At 62.3% G+C, this 16,516-nt stretch carries 14 protein-coding genes and 1 tRNA gene; 10 read left to right on the forward strand and 5 right to left on the reverse strand.

The genetic code is table 11. The features are described 5' to 3' along the window. Positions 1–226 precede the first annotated feature (226 nt). Together CQ13_RS28365 and CQ13_RS28370 are read right to left on the reverse strand one after the other, a co-directional pair. Positions 227–811, reverse strand: coding sequence for a peroxidase-related enzyme (locus CQ13_RS28365; protein ID WP_057846156.1), 585 nt, complete (start codon positions 809–811; stop codon positions 227–229). A 111-nt stretch (positions 812–922) separates the two neighbouring features. Further along, positions 923–2,686, reverse strand: coding sequence for an ATP-binding protein (locus CQ13_RS28370; protein WP_156433966.1), 1,764 nt, complete (start codon positions 2,684–2,686; stop codon positions 923–925). Between the two features lie 454 nt (positions 2,687–3,140). Here CQ13_RS28370 and CQ13_RS28380 point away from each other — a divergent pair, with 454 nt between their 5' ends. Further along, positions 3,141–5,042, forward strand: a complete 1,902-nt coding sequence (locus tag CQ13_RS28380) for an EAL domain-containing protein (RefSeq protein WP_057846126.1) — start codon at positions 3,141–3,143, stop codon at positions 5,040–5,042. 113 nt (positions 5,043–5,155) lie between these two features. Next, positions 5,156–6,415 (forward strand): MFS transporter, encoded by a 1,260-nt coding sequence (locus CQ13_RS28385; RefSeq protein WP_057846158.1) that lies wholly within the window; start codon positions 5,156–5,158, stop codon positions 6,413–6,415. 28 nt (positions 6,416–6,443) lie between these two features. Here CQ13_RS28385 and CQ13_RS28390 read toward each other — a convergent pair whose 3' ends face one another. Continuing rightward, the gene (locus CQ13_RS28390; RefSeq protein WP_057846127.1) at positions 6,444–7,421 is read right to left on the reverse strand and encodes a tripartite tricarboxylate transporter substrate binding protein; all 978 of its coding nucleotides are present in this window, start codon (positions 7,419–7,421) and stop codon (positions 6,444–6,446) included. A gap of 92 nt (positions 7,422–7,513) precedes the next feature. Between CQ13_RS28390 and CQ13_RS28395 the strand changes: the two genes are divergently transcribed. The 8 genes from CQ13_RS28395 to CQ13_RS28430 all read left to right on the forward strand — a co-directional run bounded on the left by CQ13_RS28395 (position 7,514) and on the right by CQ13_RS28430 (position 14,919). Further along, a complete protein-coding gene (locus CQ13_RS28395; protein ID WP_057846128.1) occupies positions 7,514–8,239 on the forward strand; it encodes a TetR/AcrR family transcriptional regulator in 726 nt (241 codons plus the stop codon). 34 nt (positions 8,240–8,273) lie between these two features. Next, complete coding sequence (locus tag CQ13_RS28400; protein ID WP_057846129.1) at positions 8,274–9,143, forward strand: amidohydrolase family protein; 870 nt, start codon at positions 8,274–8,276, stop codon at positions 9,141–9,143. A gap of 13 nt (positions 9,144–9,156) precedes the next feature. Next, positions 9,157–10,161: a Bug family tripartite tricarboxylate transporter substrate binding protein gene (locus CQ13_RS28405; protein ID WP_057846130.1), complete on the forward strand. Its 1,005-nt coding sequence runs from the start codon at positions 9,157–9,159 to the stop codon at positions 10,159–10,161. Between the two features lie 55 nt (positions 10,162–10,216). After that, the gene (locus CQ13_RS28410; protein ID WP_057846131.1) at positions 10,217–10,942 is read left to right on the forward strand and encodes a PIG-L deacetylase family protein; all 726 of its coding nucleotides are present in this window, start codon (positions 10,217–10,219) and stop codon (positions 10,940–10,942) included. Further along, positions 10,939–11,631 (forward strand): 4-carboxy-4-hydroxy-2-oxoadipate aldolase/oxaloacetate decarboxylase, encoded by a 693-nt coding sequence (locus CQ13_RS28415; protein WP_057846132.1) that lies wholly within the window; start codon positions 10,939–10,941, stop codon positions 11,629–11,631. The genes CQ13_RS28410 and CQ13_RS28415 overlap by 4 nt, the downstream gene beginning before the upstream one ends. A gap of 7 nt (positions 11,632–11,638) precedes the next feature. Next, the gene (locus CQ13_RS28420; RefSeq protein ID WP_245309388.1) at positions 11,639–12,541 is read left to right on the forward strand and encodes a substrate-binding domain-containing protein; all 903 of its coding nucleotides are present in this window, start codon (positions 11,639–11,641) and stop codon (positions 12,539–12,541) included. Between the two features lie 85 nt (positions 12,542–12,626). Next, complete coding sequence (locus tag CQ13_RS28425) at positions 12,627–13,577, forward strand: catechol 2,3-dioxygenase (protein ID WP_057846133.1); 951 nt, start codon at positions 12,627–12,629, stop codon at positions 13,575–13,577. Positions 13,578–13,704: 127 nt separating this feature from the next. Further along, positions 13,705–14,919: a cytochrome P450 gene (locus CQ13_RS28430; RefSeq protein WP_057846159.1), complete on the forward strand. Its 1,215-nt coding sequence runs from the start codon at positions 13,705–13,707 to the stop codon at positions 14,917–14,919. Positions 14,920–14,931: 12 nt separating this feature from the next. Here CQ13_RS28430 and CQ13_RS28435 read toward each other — a convergent pair. Both CQ13_RS28435 and CQ13_RS28440 read right to left on the reverse strand, forming a co-directional pair. Beyond that, positions 14,932–15,005, reverse strand: a tRNA-Gln gene (locus tag CQ13_RS28435). A 625-nt stretch (positions 15,006–15,630) separates the two neighbouring features. Beyond that, positions 15,631–16,476, reverse strand: coding sequence for an ABC transporter ATP-binding protein (locus tag CQ13_RS28440; RefSeq protein WP_245309385.1), 846 nt, complete (start codon positions 16,474–16,476; stop codon positions 15,631–15,633). Positions 16,477–16,516: the final 40 nt, after the last annotated feature.

Consider the following 16,516-nt stretch of genomic DNA (forward strand, 5'->3'; position numbering starts at 1 on the left):
CCTCGGCCCGCCCGCCCGGCGGGTGGGCCGAGGTACGCGGCCGGAACTTGAGCACGACGTGCTCGTCGTTCGTGATGATGGGCCGCTGGGTTTTCACTGCGTTCGTCCGACGAAAAATCCCGCTGCCCTTTTAGCACGGCGGCAGCGCTTCCAACATGAAATCTTGCCAACCGCAGAACAGCTATCCATCTCCGCAACGTTTGATGGAACCGTAACGACGCGGGGCTCAATGCTGTTTCGGCAGCCGCCCCATCATATAGAACTCGTCGTTCGGGCGCATCGCGGTGACGTTGGCCAGCCGGTTCGACAGTGCGAAGAAGGCCGAAATGGTCGCGATGTCCCAGATGTCGTCCTCGGAAAAGCCGTGGCTGGCGATCTCGGCAAAATCGGCCTCGGAGACTTCATTGGCCGCCCGGCTTACCTTCATGGCGAAGTCGAGCATCGCGCGCTGCCGCGGCGTGATGTCGGCCTTGCGGTAGTTGACCGCGATCTGGTCGGCGATCACGGGGTTTTTTGCCCGGATGCGCAGGATCGCACCGTGGGCGATCACGCAGTAATGGCACTGGTTGGCGGCCGAGGTCGCCACCACGATCATCTCGCGCTCGGCCTTGGTCAGCCCGCTGTCCTTCTCCATCAACGCGTCGTGATAAGCAAAGAAGGCGCGAAATTCCTCGGGACGGTAGGCCAGAGTCAAGAAGACGTTCGGCACGAAGCCGGACTTCTCCTGCACCGCGAGAATTCGCGTGCGGATATCCTCCGGCAGCTTGTCGATGGCGGGCGGCTGAAATCGGTTGGCGACAGGCTTGGACATGAAAGGGTTCCGGCTGATGGCCGCGGGATGCGGCGTTGCCGGAACCATATAGCGTTTTCGGGGGAAGTGGACATCGCCCCGCGCGCAGCCATTGCGCGAAACTGTTATGCCTCAGCGCAGTGGCTTTTTCAGCAGCGAGAACCGGTCGGGATCGAGCCCCATCGAGGGCTGCAGCATCGGCACTTCGACCGGCGTCATGACGCGGGCGGCGGGGCGGTCGCTGATCGAAGGGTCGTTCGGCACGTCGCGGTGCGAGGTGGCGCCGCGCCAGCGATCCAGCACGGCCGAGACGAAATGCATGTCGTGGCCGGCGGAAACCGACGGCACGGTGGCGATCGTGGCTTCGCTGCGCGGCAATTGATGCACCGGAACCTCCTTGAAGCGCAGCCGCGTCGGCAGCGCCACGCCTTCGCCGAAGGCCAGGACTTCGCGGGTGCCGAGCGAGGGCACGAACGACAACAGGTTGGCGGCGGCGTCCGAGACCGCCGAGCGCAAGAGCGCCTGGTCGCGGTCGTTGGCAAGGCGCATCGCAAACAGCGTGTTGCACTGGGAAATGATGGTGGCGTCGAGTTCGGCCGGACGTTGGGTGACGAGGCCGAGATAGACGCCGTATTTGCGCCCCTCCTTGGCGATGCGCGACACCGCCTTGCGCGTCGGCCCGAAGCCGATGTTGCGGTCGGCCGAGGCGTAACGGTGCGCCTCTTCGCAGACGAACAGCAGCGGCGACACGCCATCGCTCCACAGGCCGAAATCGAACGCCATGCGGCACAGCACCGACACCACGGAATCCACGACTTCGGCGGGGAAGCCGGCGAGCTGCATGATGGTCATCGGCCGACCGTTGGCAGGCAGCCGGAACAGATGGCTGATGACTTCCGCCATGGTGTCGCCGCCGACATTGGCGTTGTCGAACATGAAGGCGTAGCGCGGATCGTTGCGCACAGTCTCGATGCGCGAGATCAGCTTGTGATAGATGATGCGCGAGGAGCGGTTCTCCAGCTTGCCCATCCGCTCGTCGATCAGCGAGATCAGGTCGACAAGGCGATACGGCACCGGCGTATCGACGGTGTAGCCGACCGACTTGGGCTCCATGCGCTTGAGCCCGAGCCGGTCGGAGTTTTGGTACTGGGTATAGATGCCCTTCGCCATCGGAATGACTTCGGCCAGGACGTCGAGCTCTTCCGGCACGCCCGGGCGGCCGCCGAACAGCACGTCGACGATCTCTTCGAAATTGAACAGCCAGAACGGCAGTTTCAAATTGCGCGGGTTCATTACGACCGCGCGATCGCCGAAACAGCGGCCATACTCGTTGTGCACGTCGAGCAGGAAAACCCGCAGGTTCGGCCGCGCCTTCAGAATCTCGTTGAGCAGCAGCGACACGCTGGTCGATTTACCGACGCCGGTGGAGCCGAGAACCGCGAAGTGCTTGGAGAGCATTTCCTCGACGTCGACATAGGCGATCACCGACCGGTCCTGCTGCAGGGTGCCGACATTGATCTGGTCCGACCCGCTCGGTGCATAGACGGTGCGAAGGTCCTGGGCAGTGACGAGGTCGACGGCGTCGCCGATCGTCGGATAATTGGTGACGCCGCGTTGGAATTTCGGGCGGTCGCCGCCGAAAATTTCGCCGAGCAGGTCGACCGATGCGGTCGCCATGTATTCATCAGAGCTTGGCTGATTCTCGCACGACACCTCGGTAATCATGGCGATGATCGTGGTGGATGTCGCACAGCGAATACTGATGAAGCGGCCGACGGTGGCGCGCACTTCGGAAAGGGGCATCTGGCCTGTCGCCAGAAGTCCAACCCGGGCGAGGGAGCCGCGCACGGAAATCACACGTCCGAAGGATGTCACGGTGTTGAACCTGGATCTCATGAATTGGGGTCTGGCCTGCATTATGGGCGGGTCCGACTAGCGAAACGGTTAAACCGGCGTGGTTCCGTATCAGCTAAATCAGCGGCATCTCGGTCAGGATCCGTATTTGCAGCGGAGTCCGATCCCATGCTCCGATTGCGAGTTAGGCTTGGAAAATCAGGGCTTTCTCGCATTTGCCGGGTCGCGCGCGCTATGCTGCGAATTAATCTCTCGTTTACCATTTCGAAGGAGAGGACCAGCCCAGGTCACTTCTCGATAGCCTGTTGGTGGCGATGGTGATTGGAGCCGGCCCGTGTATCGACGTAACCGATTGCTAACCGCAAGTTGTAACCCGCCTTCCATTTGTTCTTCGTACCAATATCGCTGGTCAGGAAAACTGGATTCCGGCTTGCGTCTGCATGACCGATCGCCAACCGCCCGCAGATTGGCGATTTCGCGCGGAGAAGCATCTCGTGTGAGCATCGAAAGCGACCAGAAATTGCCTGGCGGTCCCGCCGATAAGGCCGGGCTATTTACGCTGCTTGCTGTCTGCGCTGTTGTGCTCGCGGCGGCCGTACTCGCGCAATTTGCTGTCTCGACATGGAGCATTCGCGAACGCGTCCTGCTGGCGCTCGTCGCCGCTCTGGCAGCAGTCGCCGGACACCTGCTGCGGCGCGACCGATTGACTGATCGGCGGCTGGTGGCCGAGCGGCGCCAGCTCTCGATCGCCGTGAACAACATCCCGCAAGGTCTTGTTCTGTATGATGCATCTGCGCGGATCATCATTTGCAACCAGCCCTATCTCGACATGTTCGGATTGTCGCCCGACGTCGCGAAGCCCGGCTGCACCATGCAGCGGCTGATCGCCCACCGGAAGGAAACCGGATCCTTCGACGGCGACGTCGATGCATTCTGCAACGCGATCATTCAGAAAGTATCGCTCGGCAAGGCCACGCGCCAACTTACGGAAGCGCCGGGCGGCCGGGCGATCGAGATCATCAACCGGCCGCTGAAGGGCGGCGGGTGGGTGGCTACGATCGAAGACATCACCGAGCGCAAGCGCGCGGAAGAGAAGATCGCGCATCTGGCGCACTACGACGGCCTGACAGACCTGCCGAACCGGATCCTGCTCCGCGAGCGGCTGGAACATTCGCTCACGGCGATGCGGCCGGGCGAGCAATTGGCGGTGCTCTATATCGATATCGACGAGTTCAAGAGCGTCAACGACGCGCTCGGCCATCCGATCGGCGATGAACTGCTCAAAGGCGTCGCCGATCGCCTGCGCGGTTGCTTGAGGGAAACCGACGTGGCGGCCCGGCTCGGCGGCGATGAGTTTGCCGTCATTCAAACGCCCATCAAGGATCGCTCGGAAACCACTCGGCTCGTTGCTGAAATCCATTCGGCGATCAGGCAGCCCTTTGAATGTATGGGGCACCTGATCACCACCGATGCCAGCATCGGAATAGCGCTTGCTCCCAGCGACGGGGTGGACCTCGACCAATTGTTGAGGAATGCGGATCTAGCGCTCTACGGCGCCAAGGGCGACGGACGGCGAACCTACCGCTTCTTCGAGGCCGGCATGGATCAGCGCGCCAAAACGCGGCGAAGCCTGGAGCTCGAACTGCGCCAAGCGATCAGCGACGGCAGCCTCGAGGCCTATTACCAGCCGGTGGTCAATATCGAGGACGGCAAGATCTCATCCTGCGAGGCGCTGTTGCGGTGGCGGCACCCCGAACGCGGCATGATCTCGCCGGCGGAATTCATTCCGATCGCGGAGGATAGCGGCCTGATCGATCAGCTCGGGCTGTGGGTGCTCAATGCCGCCTGCGCCGAGGCCGTCACCTGGCCGGACCATGTCCGCGTCGCTGTCAACGTTTCGCCGATGCAGTTCAGGAGCCAATCGCTGGCGCTGAACGTGGCCGCGGCGCTGGCCGCCTGCGGCCTTCCCGCGAGCAGGCTGGAGCTCGAAATCACCGAGGCCGTCCTCATTCGCGATGACGAGGCGGCGCTCGACATGCTGCATCAGTTGCGCAAGCTGGGTGTCCGAATCGCGCTGGACGATTTCGGCACCGGCTACTCCTCGCTCAGCTACCTCCTGCGTTTCCCGTTCGATAAGATCAAGATCGATCGCTCGTTCATCAGGGATATCGCCGGCCCCGGCGCATCCTCGTCCATCGTCCAGGCCGTCGTGAATATCGCAGCCGCCAGCGACATGACGACAACGGCGGAGGGTGTCGAAACCGAACAGCAGAGGAACTTGCTGTACATCCTCGGCTGCACCGAGATGCAGGGCTATTTGTTCAGCCCCGCGATACCGGCCGCCGAGGTGAGGCGGCTGTTGCTCTCGCACCGCGCCAGGGCCATGTCGGCTGCCTAAGACGTCGTCTGCTTGAAACGCGGCTGCTTGAAACGAGAGGCCCGGCTTGCTATCCAGTTCTTCATAACAAGAAACAGGGCAGGGTGGACCGCGATGAAACGCGACAACGCATCTTGAGCGAGCCTGCGCGATCTTCCGCGCTCGCACCATTCCGCGTCAGGAACTACCGTTTTCAATGGCCGGCTGATCTGCTCACCTCGTGGGCGTTCGAGATGGAGACGCTCATTCTCGGCTGGTACGTGCTGGTCGAGACCGGATCGGTCCTGCTGCTTACCCTGTTCGCCTCGCTCGGCTATGTCGGTACGCTGGTAGCGCCGATGTTCGGCGTCGTCGGCGACCGCATCGGTCACCGCGATCTGTTAGGCGTGATGCGCGCGACCTACGCGATGCTGGCCGCCGTGCTGATGACGCTGGCGCTGTCCGGCCACCTCTCGCCGATATTTGTTTTTGTCATCGCGGCCGTGATGGGTATCGTTCGCCCATCGGATCTTGGCGTGCGCGGCGCGTTGGTTGCGACCATCATGCCGCATGGCCAGTTGATTGGGGCAATCAGCATCTCGCGCACCACGATGGATACCGCGCGCATCGCCGGCGCGCTGAGCGGCGCCGGCTTGTTTGCCTCGCTCGGCATGGGTCCGGCCTATGTGGCGATCGTCTGCCTCTATCTCACCGCAACCGCGCTGACGCTGTGCATCGTGGCGCCGGCAAAGCCGCAACTCGCGGGCGAGGCATCCAGCGAGGCGTTGCAGCGCTCGCCGCTGCGCGATCTCAAGGAGGGGGTTGCCTATGTCTGGACCACGCCGCGGATGCAGGCCGCGCTCTGGGTGGCATTTCTGGCCAACCTCACGGCCTATCCGCTCTCCAACGGCCTGCTGCCCTATATCGCCAAGGCGATCTACGGCACCAACCAGACCGGGCTTGGCTATCTGTCGGCAAGTTTTGCGATCGGCTCGCTGGCCGGTTCGATCGTGTTGAGCCTGATCCGCGATATCCGGGTGGCGCGGCTGATGATCGGCGCGACCGTCGTCTGGTACGTGACCTTGCTCGTGTTTGCGCAGATGCAGACCATGCCGACCGCGATCGTGTGCCTGGTGGTGGCGGGCTTTTCGCAAAGCCTCGCCATGATCTCGATCGCCGTCATCCTGATGCGGACCGCGAGCGAGAATTTCCGCGGCCGGGTGATGGGCGTGCGCATGATGGTGATCTACGGCCTTCCGATCGGTCTGTTGGCCGCCGGCAGCCTGATCGACGAGATCGGATTTGCGGCGACCGGCACCGTCTACGCGGCGGCCGGTCTCGCGCTGATGCTGGCGATCGTGCTGCACTGGCGCGCCGATCTCTGGCACGTGCATGCACCGGCGAATGCACGATGATCTGACCGCGCCGGCCGGCGCGGGCGTCTCATTGCGCCTTGATATTCGCCTCCCTCAGCACCGGCTCCCACTTCGCGGCTTCGGCACGCATGAAAGCGTCGAAATCCTTGGGCGAATTGCCGACCGGCGTGGCGCCCATCTTTTCCAGCGCGGTCAGAACCACCGGATCCTTCAGGGCGGCGGCAAGGTCGGCGTGGATCTTGGCGACCAGGTCGGGCGCCATGCCGGCGGGGCCGAGAAAACCCCACCAAACCGAGGCGTCATAGCCGGACAGGCCGGCTTCCGCGACCGTGGGAACGTCGGGCAATGCCTTCGAGCGCTGGGCCGTCGCCACCGCAAGGGCGCGCACCGCATTGCCTTCGAGCTGGCCGACCACCTCGGGCAGCGGGTTGACGCTCATGGGAATCTCGCCCGCGATCACGGCTGTAAGGGCAGGGGCACCGCCCTTGTAGGGGATCGCCTGGATCTTCACCTTGGCCATATAGTTGAAGAGCTCACCGGCCAGATGCGCCGAGGTGCCGTTGCCGGACATGCCGTAAGACAACGACTCAGGCTTTGCGCGCGCTGTCGCTAGCAACTCCTGCAAGTTCTTCACCGGACTGCTCTTGGACACCACGATTGCCAGCGGCGAATAGGCGATCTCGCTGATGGCGGTGAAGTCCTTGAAGGTGTCGTAGGGCAATTTTGGATAGAAGAACTGGTTCAGGGGATGGCCGCTGGCGACCAGGATCAGCGTGTAGCCGTCCGGCGCCGATTGCGTGAGTGCTTGCGAGGCGATGATTCCGCCGGCGCCCGGACGATTTTCGATGACGGGCTGCTGCCCCCAGGTCTTCGACAGCGATTGCCCGAGCGTGCGCGCCAGCACGTCGACGGCGCCGCCGGCGGCGTAGGGCACCAGAATGCGCACGGGCCGGGTCGGGAACTGCTCCGAGCAGGCGTGTGTGGCCGCCAGCGAAAGCGTGGCGGCTGCGAATACGGTGCGCAGGATCTTACTGAAAACGGGCATGCGGGGGCGTCTTCCTCTGGAATAGGATTTTTGTTGACTAGACCTTATTATTTGTACAAACGGACAAAAGTCCGAAGCGGAAAGCAAATGCCATGACGCGAAACCCCAACATGCGGGAAGCCATTCTGAGCGCGGCCGAGCTGTTGTTCTCGACGCGTGGTTTCAATGCCGTGTCGATCCGCGACATTGCGCTGGAAGCGGGCGCCAATCCCGGCAGCATCACCTATCACTTCAAGAGCAAGGACGGGCTGCTGCTCGAAATCTACAAGCGCCATTGCGGTCCAATGAACAAGCGCCGCATCGAGTTGCTGGTGGCGGCAAGGCGCGTGCGCGACGTTCAGGACCGGCTGGAAGCGATCGTGCGGGCCTATGTGCAGCCGGCGTTTTCATCGAGCAGCGACCTTGCCGGCGGCGGGGCGCGATTCACGCGGCTGCGCGCGGTGATGTCGGCCGAAGGAAACGCGGTGGTTGGGCGCATCATCGCGGAGATCTTCGACGACACCACCAACGCATTCATCGATGCCATCGCGGAAAGCCTGCCGCATCTGCCGCGCACGACGATCGTGTGGCGGTCGCAGTTCCTGCTCGGCGCGCTCTACTACACCCTCGTCAATCCGGAGCGGGTGACGCGGCTGTCCCGCGGCGAAGCCGACGGCGCCGACATGGCGGAAGCGATCGAGCAAATCGTCTCGGCGACGGTCGCCTCATTGCAGGCATCCGACATCAATCACGTCGACGGCGCGTTACGCCGGACCAAGCCAATACAACCGCACGCGGTGGGTATCGCTCGAAAGCGGAAAGAAAATCCACCCGACTAGGTAGCTGCCCGAACCGAGCACTGCAGAAGGCACCATGAACAAGCCCACAATTCCCGGACCCGATCCCAACACGCGAACGCCGAAGTTCAAGCTTCCGGCGCTGGCGTGTGACGCGCACACGCACATCTTCGGTCCCGGCGACAAATACCCTTACGCGCCAGGACGGCCCTATACGCCGCCGGACGCGCCGCTCGAGGATTTCCGAGCGCTGCACAGGAAGCTCGGAATCGGCCGCGCCGTCATCGTCAATGCCAGCGTGCACGGCACAGACAATCGCGTGGCGCTCGATGCCATTGCCGTCAGCAGCGGGACCTTTCGCGCTGTCGCCAATATCGACGATACCATCACCGAGCGCGGCCTTCGCGAGCTGCACGAGGGAGGTTTCCGCGGCTGTCGCTTCAACTTCGTTCGTCATCTCGGCGGAGTGCCCGACATGGCGGCGTTCCATCGTATCGTCGCGATGGTCGCGCCGCTCGGCTGGCACATCGACCTGCATTTCGACGCGATCGACTTGCCTGAATATGCCGAGATGCTGGCAAAATTGCCGGTGCGTTACACCATCGATCACATGGGGCGCGTCAAGGCATCCGACGGTCTCGACCAGCTTCCGTTCCGGACGCTGATCGACCTGATGAAGCGTGACGAGAAATGCTGGGTGAAGGTGTGCGGTTGCGAGCGGGTGTCCTCCGGCGGACCGCCGTTCCACGACGCGGTGCCGTTCGCGCGCCGCATCATCGAGACGGCGCCGGACCGCGTGATCTGGGGAACCGACTGGCCGCATCCCAATGTGAAGGTGATGCCCAACGATGGCGATCTGGTCGATCTGATTCCGCTGTTTGCACCGGAACCGGAACTGCAGCAGAAGATTCTGGTCGATAATCCGGCGCTGCTGTTCGAGTTTTGAAGGAGCGCGTGCGATGGCGAGCAAACGAAAGCAGTATAGCTTGAGCCGGCGCCCCGCGTTGTTCGCCGGCATGACGGCGCTGGCGGCAGCGCTGTTGCTGCCGCAATTCGCCCGCGCGCAAAGTTATCCGAACCGACCGGTGCGGCTGATCCTGCCGTTCGGCGCGGGCGGCGTCGCCGACGTCACGGCGCGGCTCGTTACCGAGAAACTCGGCGAAAAGCTCGGCCAGCGCTTCGTCATCGAGAACATGCCGGGCGCCGGGGGTATCAACGCGGCGCGCGCTGTGCTGTCTGCGCCTGCGGACGGCCATACGCTGGCGCTGTTCAGCAACGGCACCGCGATTTCCGTATCGCTGTTCAAAAACCTGACGTTCAATCCGGTGACCGATTTCGTGCCGGTTTCGAGCATGGGCTATTTCGACTTCATCTTCGTCACCCAGGCTGGCTCGCCGTATCCGACGCTGGCTGACTTCATCAAGGCAGCGAAGCAAAAACCCGGCATGCTCAATGTCGGCACCATCAATGTCGGATCGACCCAGAACCTCGCCGCGCAATTGTTCAAATCGACGGCCGGCGTCGATGTTACGATCGTGCCGTTCCGCAGTTCGCCCGAGGTGCTGATCGCGCTGTTGCGCGGCGATATCCAGATGGCGATCGAAAATTACAGCGCTGTGCGATCGCATATTGCCGACAAGGCGGCGATTGCCGCGTCGTCTTCAGGGCCCGTGCGCACCACGTTCCTGCCCGACGTGCCAACGGTGAAGGAAGCCGGCGGCGGGGATTTCGAGGCGCGGTCCTGGAACGCGATCTTTGCGCCGAAGGGCACGCCGCCGGAGCTGATCAGGACGCTCAACGTCGCGCTGCGCGAGGTGCTCGAGATGCCCGACTTGAAGAGGCGCGCGCTCGATCTCGGCATCGAGGCCAAGGCCAGCTCGCCCGAGGAAATCCGCGACCGGCTGAAGGCCGATATCGACAAATGGGCTGACGTGATCGAGCGGGCCGGAATTGCCAAACAGTAGTCATGTTGTCGGTGCGGCCGGCAACGTGCAACAATCGAAGGAGGAAATCCCGATCATGAGCAATGCTGGAAAAACGGGCCTTGTGGTTACGGCGCATCCCGGCGATTTCGTCTGGCGCGCGGGCGGCGCGATCGCGCTGCACGCCAAGAAAGGCTATCGCATCAAGATCGCCTGCCTCTCGTTCGGCGAGCGCGGTGAAAGCCAGTTCGCCTGGAAAGAGCCCGGCGCGACGACGGAGAAGGTGAAGGCCGGAAGGCGCGACGAGGCGGAGCGCGCGGCGGAGATGCTGGGCGCAGAAATCGAGTTCTTCGACACGGGAGATTATCCGCTGCGCCTGACGGAGGCTCATTTCGACCGCATGGTCGATATCTACCGCGAGCTCAATCCGTCCTTCGTGCTGACCCATGCGCTGGAGGATCCCTATAATTTCGATCATCCGACCGCGGCGCACTTCGCGCAGGAAACCCGCGTAGTCGCGCAGGCGATGGGTCACAAGCCCGGCGCCAGATACACCTATTCGGCGCCGCCAGTGTTCCTGTTCGAGCCGCATCAGCCGGAGATGTGCAACTTCAAGCCGCAGGTGATCCTCAACATCGACGAAGTCTGGGATATTAAGCGCAAGACGTTCGAAATTTTCGCCACCCAGAAGCACCTGTGGGCCTATTACGAGCGGGTCGCGCTGCAGCGGGGCGTGCAGGGTGGCCGCAACACCGGCAAGCCGATGACTTATGGCGAGGCCTATCAGCGGCTGTTTCCGATGGCGATGGAGGAGCTGGCATGAAGACGGTTGTCGTCCGCAACATCAAGCGCACCGAACCTGATATCGTGAAACGGCTCGGCGCACTCGGCGTCGCCACTGCGCATGAGGCCTATGGCCGCTTCGGCCTGATGAAGCCCTATCTGCGCCCAGTCTGGAGCGGCGCCGAGACATCAGGCACCGCCGTAACCGTGCTGGCGCAGCCCGGCGACAACTGGATGATCCATGTTGCGGTGGAGCAGTGCCAGCCCGGCGATATTCTGGTGGTCGGCTGCACGACCGACAATACCGACGGCATGTTCGGTGATCTGCTGGCGACCTCATTGATGGCGCGCGGCGTAAGAGGCCTCGTTATCGATGCCGGCGTTCGCGACGCCAAATCGCTTCGCGAAATGGGTTTTCCGGTGTGGTCGAAGGCGATCTCGGCCAAGGGGACGGTGAAGGCGACGCTCGGCGCCGTCAACGTTCCCGTCGTTTGCGCCGGGATCAATGTGGTGCCGGGCGATGTGGTCGTTGCCGATGACGATGGCGTCGTGGTGATCGGACGCAAGGACGCCGCCGATGTCGTCGTCAAGGGCGAGAAGCGCGTCGCCGACGAAGACGGCAAGCGCAAGCAACTCGCCGCGGGCGTGCTCGGGCTTGATATGTACAACATGCGCGAGCCGCTGGCGAAGGCCGGTCTCATCTATGTCGACGAGTTGGAGGAGGACTGAAGTGGCGATGCGCCTGCGCACCTTGCTCGGCGACCATCCCGGCACGACCGCCATCAAAAACGGATCGATCAGGTCGGACCTGGTCGAGTTCGATTTCGCGCCGTACTCGCCGACCAACAAAGGTTTCAAGCCGATGGTCCGCGAGGGGGCGTTCGATGTCTCGGAGATGGCGATCGTCACTTATCTAATGGCTAGATCTTTCGGCAAGCCGATGGTGCTGCTGCCCGATGTCGTGCTGGCGCGATTTCAGCATGGGCATGCGCTTTACAATGCAAAGGCGGGCAAGCTTACGCCACGCGACCTCAAGGGCAAACGCGTCGGTATTCGTTCCTTCACCACCACGACCGGCGCATGGCTGCGCGGCATTCTCTCCAATGACTATAGTGTCGATCTCGATTCGATCGAGTGGGTGACGTTCGAGGAGGCTCATGTCGCCGAATTCGTCGATACGACCAGGCGGGCGCCTGCGGGCAAGCAGATTATCCAGATGCTGATCGACGGCGAACTCGATGCCGTGCTCGGCGAGAAATCGAATCATCCGGATTTGAAGCCGCTGTTTGCCGATGTTGCTGCTGAAGAGAAGGCTTGGTTTGGGAAGCACAGGGTGGTGCCGATCAACCATATGGTGGTGGTGAGCCGGAGATTGTCAGAGGAACACCCGGACGCTGTGCGGGAGGTGCATCGGCTGCTTGCCGAGTCCGCGACCGCTTCGCCAGCAGCGCCGTGTTTCAGCCGGGACGAAATGCAGCGTTCGCTGCAACTGATCATCGATTATTCCGCGCAGCAAAAACTCATTCCGCGCGCGTATGCGGTGGAAGAACTGTTCGACGATGTAACGCGGGCAATTTGGTTATCTTTACAGGTGTCGTCACCCGCGAAGGCGGGTGACCCAGTATTCCAGGGACAGTAGTGATTGAGCCGAGAAGCCGCAGCGTACTGGATACCCGCCTTCGCGGGTATGACGATCCGAAAAACTTGCGACCAGGAGCGACACAATGACCCCCGAGCCGATCTTCGATCTCGCCCATCTCGGCCACATGGAGCTGCTGACGCCGAAGCCGGACGAGAGCCTGAAATTCTTCGTCGACGTCATGGGCATGACGATCAGCGGCCAGGAGGGCGAGTCGGTCTACCTGCGGGGCTGGGACGACTACGAGCGCTATTCGCTGAAACTGACGGCCTCGAAAACATCAGGCATGGAGCACATGGCGTTGCGCGCGCGTAGCCCGCAGGCGCTGGAGCGTCGCGTCGCCGCGCTGAAAGGGTCGGGATTCGACATCGGCTGGATCGATGGCGATATGGGGCAGGGGCCGACATTCCGCTGTCGCGACCCTGATGGTCATATCGTCGAGCTCTACTACGAAACCGAATGGTATCAGGCGCCGCCCGAACTCCAGCCGGCGTTGAAGAACCAGGCGCAGCGCTTCCCGGCGCGTGGCGTCAATGTCCGCCGGCTCGATCATCTCAATTGCCTGGCCGTCGACATCAAGGCGAACCGGCTCTTTTTCGAAAACTATCTGGGCTTGCGCACCACCGAGCAGATTGTGCTGAACGACGGTACGGAAGCCGCGATGTGGATGACGATGTCGAACAAAAGCTACGACTTCGCCTATACCCGCGATCACTACGGCAAGGCCGGCCGCTTCCATCACGTCACGTACGCGCTCGACAGCCGCGAGGAAATCCTGCGCGCCGCCGATATCTTTCTCGAAAACGGCGTCCACATTGAGACCGGGCCGCACAAGCATGCGATCCAGCAGACCTTCTTCCTCTATGTCTGGGAGCCCGGCGGCAACCGCGTCGAGGTCGCCAACGCCGGCGCCCGCTTGATCCTCGCGCCCGACTGGAAACCGATCGTCTGGACCGAGGAAGAGCGAAAGAAAGGCCAGGCCTGGGGGCTTAGGACGATCGAGTCGTTTCACACCCACGGCACACCGCCGGTGTGAGAGGCGCACGCCAGGATCATCGATCGCGACAAAATTACGGCGATGGAGATCGAAAGTGCGAGCCTTGCGGCTTCGCTGTCGCGCACCATCTTGATCAGGTGGCGAAGCGGCAGTGTGGAACGGCGCGATGGCACAGCATGTAGATTTCGATTTCACCAGCGAAGCGTTTTTTCGTGATCCGCAGGCCGGCGTCGCGCAACTGCGCTCGATCGGTTCTGCCGTCGCGACGAGGTTTCCGATCATCGGCCGGGTCTGGGTCACCACGACCTTTGAGGCGGCCGCGCGTGTGCTGAAGGACAGCACGGTGTTCACGCTGCGCAAGGAGGGGGGGGCGCTCGGCGGCGTGCCGTGGTGGATGCCGAGACTGATCGGGACGTTGGCCAACAACATGCTGACGATGGACGAGCCGGACCACACCCGGCTGCGCAATATCGTCGATGAGGCGTTTCGCCGGCGCGCGGTGCTCGACATGGAGCCGCACATTCGCGCCATCGCCGATCGCCTCGCCGATGAATTGTTCGCCGATGGCAACCCTGCCGATCTGGTGCAGCGTTATGCGCGGATGCTGCCGCTTGCGGTGATTTGCGAGCTGCTGGGCCTGCCGCCGGCGGACCGGCCGAAGTTTATGGCTTGGGCCAATTCGATGGCGCATCTCACCAATGCACTCGGCTTTCTGTGGCTGATCGGCGGCCTCATCAAGATGCGGCGCTACCTGAAGGAACGCTTGCGGCTGACCCGCGAACAGGGCGGCGAAGGATTGATTGCCGAGCTTGTGCGGGTCGAGAAGGAAGGCGGGCGCATCACGCCGGACGAAATGGTCTCGATGGTGTTTCTTTTGCTGGGGGCGGGCTCCGAGACCACTACCCATCTGGTCAGCGGATCGGTGTTCGAGTTGCTGAAAGACCCCGCGCGGCGCGATTGGCTAATGGCGGACTGGAGCCGCGCTGGCCTGGCGGTGGAAGAATTCTTGCGCTTCGTCTCGCCGGTGCAATTTTCAAAGCCGCGCTATGTGCGCCATGACGTCGATCTCGAGGGCGTGAAATTGAAGAAGGGTGATCGGGTGATGGCGATGATCGTCGCGGCCAATCTCGACCCCCAAGCCAACGAGTGCCCCGAACGCCTCGATCTCGAGCGGAGGCCGAACCGGCATCTGGCGTTCGGGACTGGAATTCATTTCTGCCTCGGCCATCAGCTCGCGCGGATCGAAGGAACTTGCGCACTGCAGGCGCTGTTCACGCGCTGGCCGCGGCTGAAGCTGGCGGTTGAGCCGTCACAAATTCATTGGCGGAAACGGCCCGGCATTCGCATGATTGCGGAGTTGCCTGTGGTGGCTACCGGGTGATGAGAGCGCGGCTGGCTGGGGAACTAGGATTCGAACCTAGACAAACAGAGTCAGAGTCTGTTGTGCTACCGTTACACCATTCCCCATAAACCATTGATATTACATCGTTTCTTGTCGAAACTTTTGCAAATGGCTTCGCAAATGGTCCCGATCATATAACTGCACCGGTGGTTACGGTCCAGCCCTTGTTGAATCGCCCTCGAAACAGCCTGCATCTAACGGTTTTCGTAGGCTTTGCTGCGTTATCCTCGGACATAGCATTGTTCTTTCCATTAGCTGACTCTGATCAAGTGTCAGCGCGGCTTGGCTAAGAGAACGAAAATTGCTCCGGTCGGTGGTTCGAGTCGCTCCCCCGCTACCAAAGCTGCGATATTCTACGATTTCCTTCGATCCTCTACGCTGCCACTCGCTCCACGGGACCTTGCTCGGCCGCGTTGCTAGGTGATTGGATGCTGCTTTGATCCAGTGCTTCGATCTTCGTAGCATGGGGCACAACATCGCAGAATACATAGCAACCGTTACCAGGTGATGAAGCGGGGCCCAACTTGAAGGAGGAGCAGATCGGCGACCCGCGCCACGATCATGTCGATGCAGCGGCCACTTCGCTCAAGCCGTTCGTCGAAGTGAGATCGCCGCTATCAGGCGAGGCGAACAGGTTACGATCGCGCGGGTCGGCGAATCGCGAAACGAAGACCGATGTGAAAGCGCATATCATCCGCCCAGGAACAGGCGCCCGACATCGGGATCGGCGACGAGCTCCGCGCCCTTGCCGGCACGGGCGAGCTGCCCGGATACGAGGACATAGCCGATATCGGCGAATTCCAGCCCTTTCTTGGCGTTCTGCTCGACCATCAGGATGGTCTTGCCGTCGCGGTGCTGGAGTTCGTCCAGAATCTCGAAGACCATGTCGATAAAGCGCGGCTCAAGCCCGATAGACGGCTCGTCGATCAGGAGCAACTCCGGATCCATGACCAGGGCTCGCGAGATCTCGAGCAGCCTACGCTCGCCGCCAGATAGAACACGAGCCGGCATATGACGCCGCTCGGCCAGTCGGGGATACTTGGCGAATATGCGTTCGGCAGCGGCCTTAGCCTCTCTGGGCGTGTTCATGAGATAGCCGCCCATCCATAGATTCTCTTCCACTGTCATGTCGGCGAAGACAGAGTTGTCCTGCAGTACATAGGCAATGCCGGCTCGTCTGAGCTTGTCGCTGGGCTTGAGCCGGGTCACGTCGTGCCCGGCGAGGCGCACCGCTCCAGCATAGATGCTGGTGAAGCCAAAGACGGTGTGGAGCACGGTCGACTTGCCGGCACCGTTCGGCCCGATGAGGCACAGAGACTGGGCGCGCCCCACGCGCAGCGAAAAGTCGTGCAGAATCTCCATCGGCCCGTAGCCGGCGCGCAAGCGGTCGATGGTCAGAAGGGTGTTGTCACCGGCGAGTGCGTCGAGTGTCTCTACGGGCGGCGCCTCGGCGGCGAACTGCTCTGCCTGGCGTGCCACGTCGGTGACCGACATCGCGGTGCCGACCGATCCGCTGTCGCCGGGGAACGCGGCCATCTCCGCCGCTTTCCTATGCTCGGTCTTGTTGCTCGCTCCC

Origin of the sequence: Bradyrhizobium retamae, assembly GCF_001440415.1 — a bacterium.
Taxonomy (GTDB): Bacteria; Pseudomonadota; Alphaproteobacteria; order Rhizobiales; family Xanthobacteraceae; genus Bradyrhizobium; species Bradyrhizobium retamae.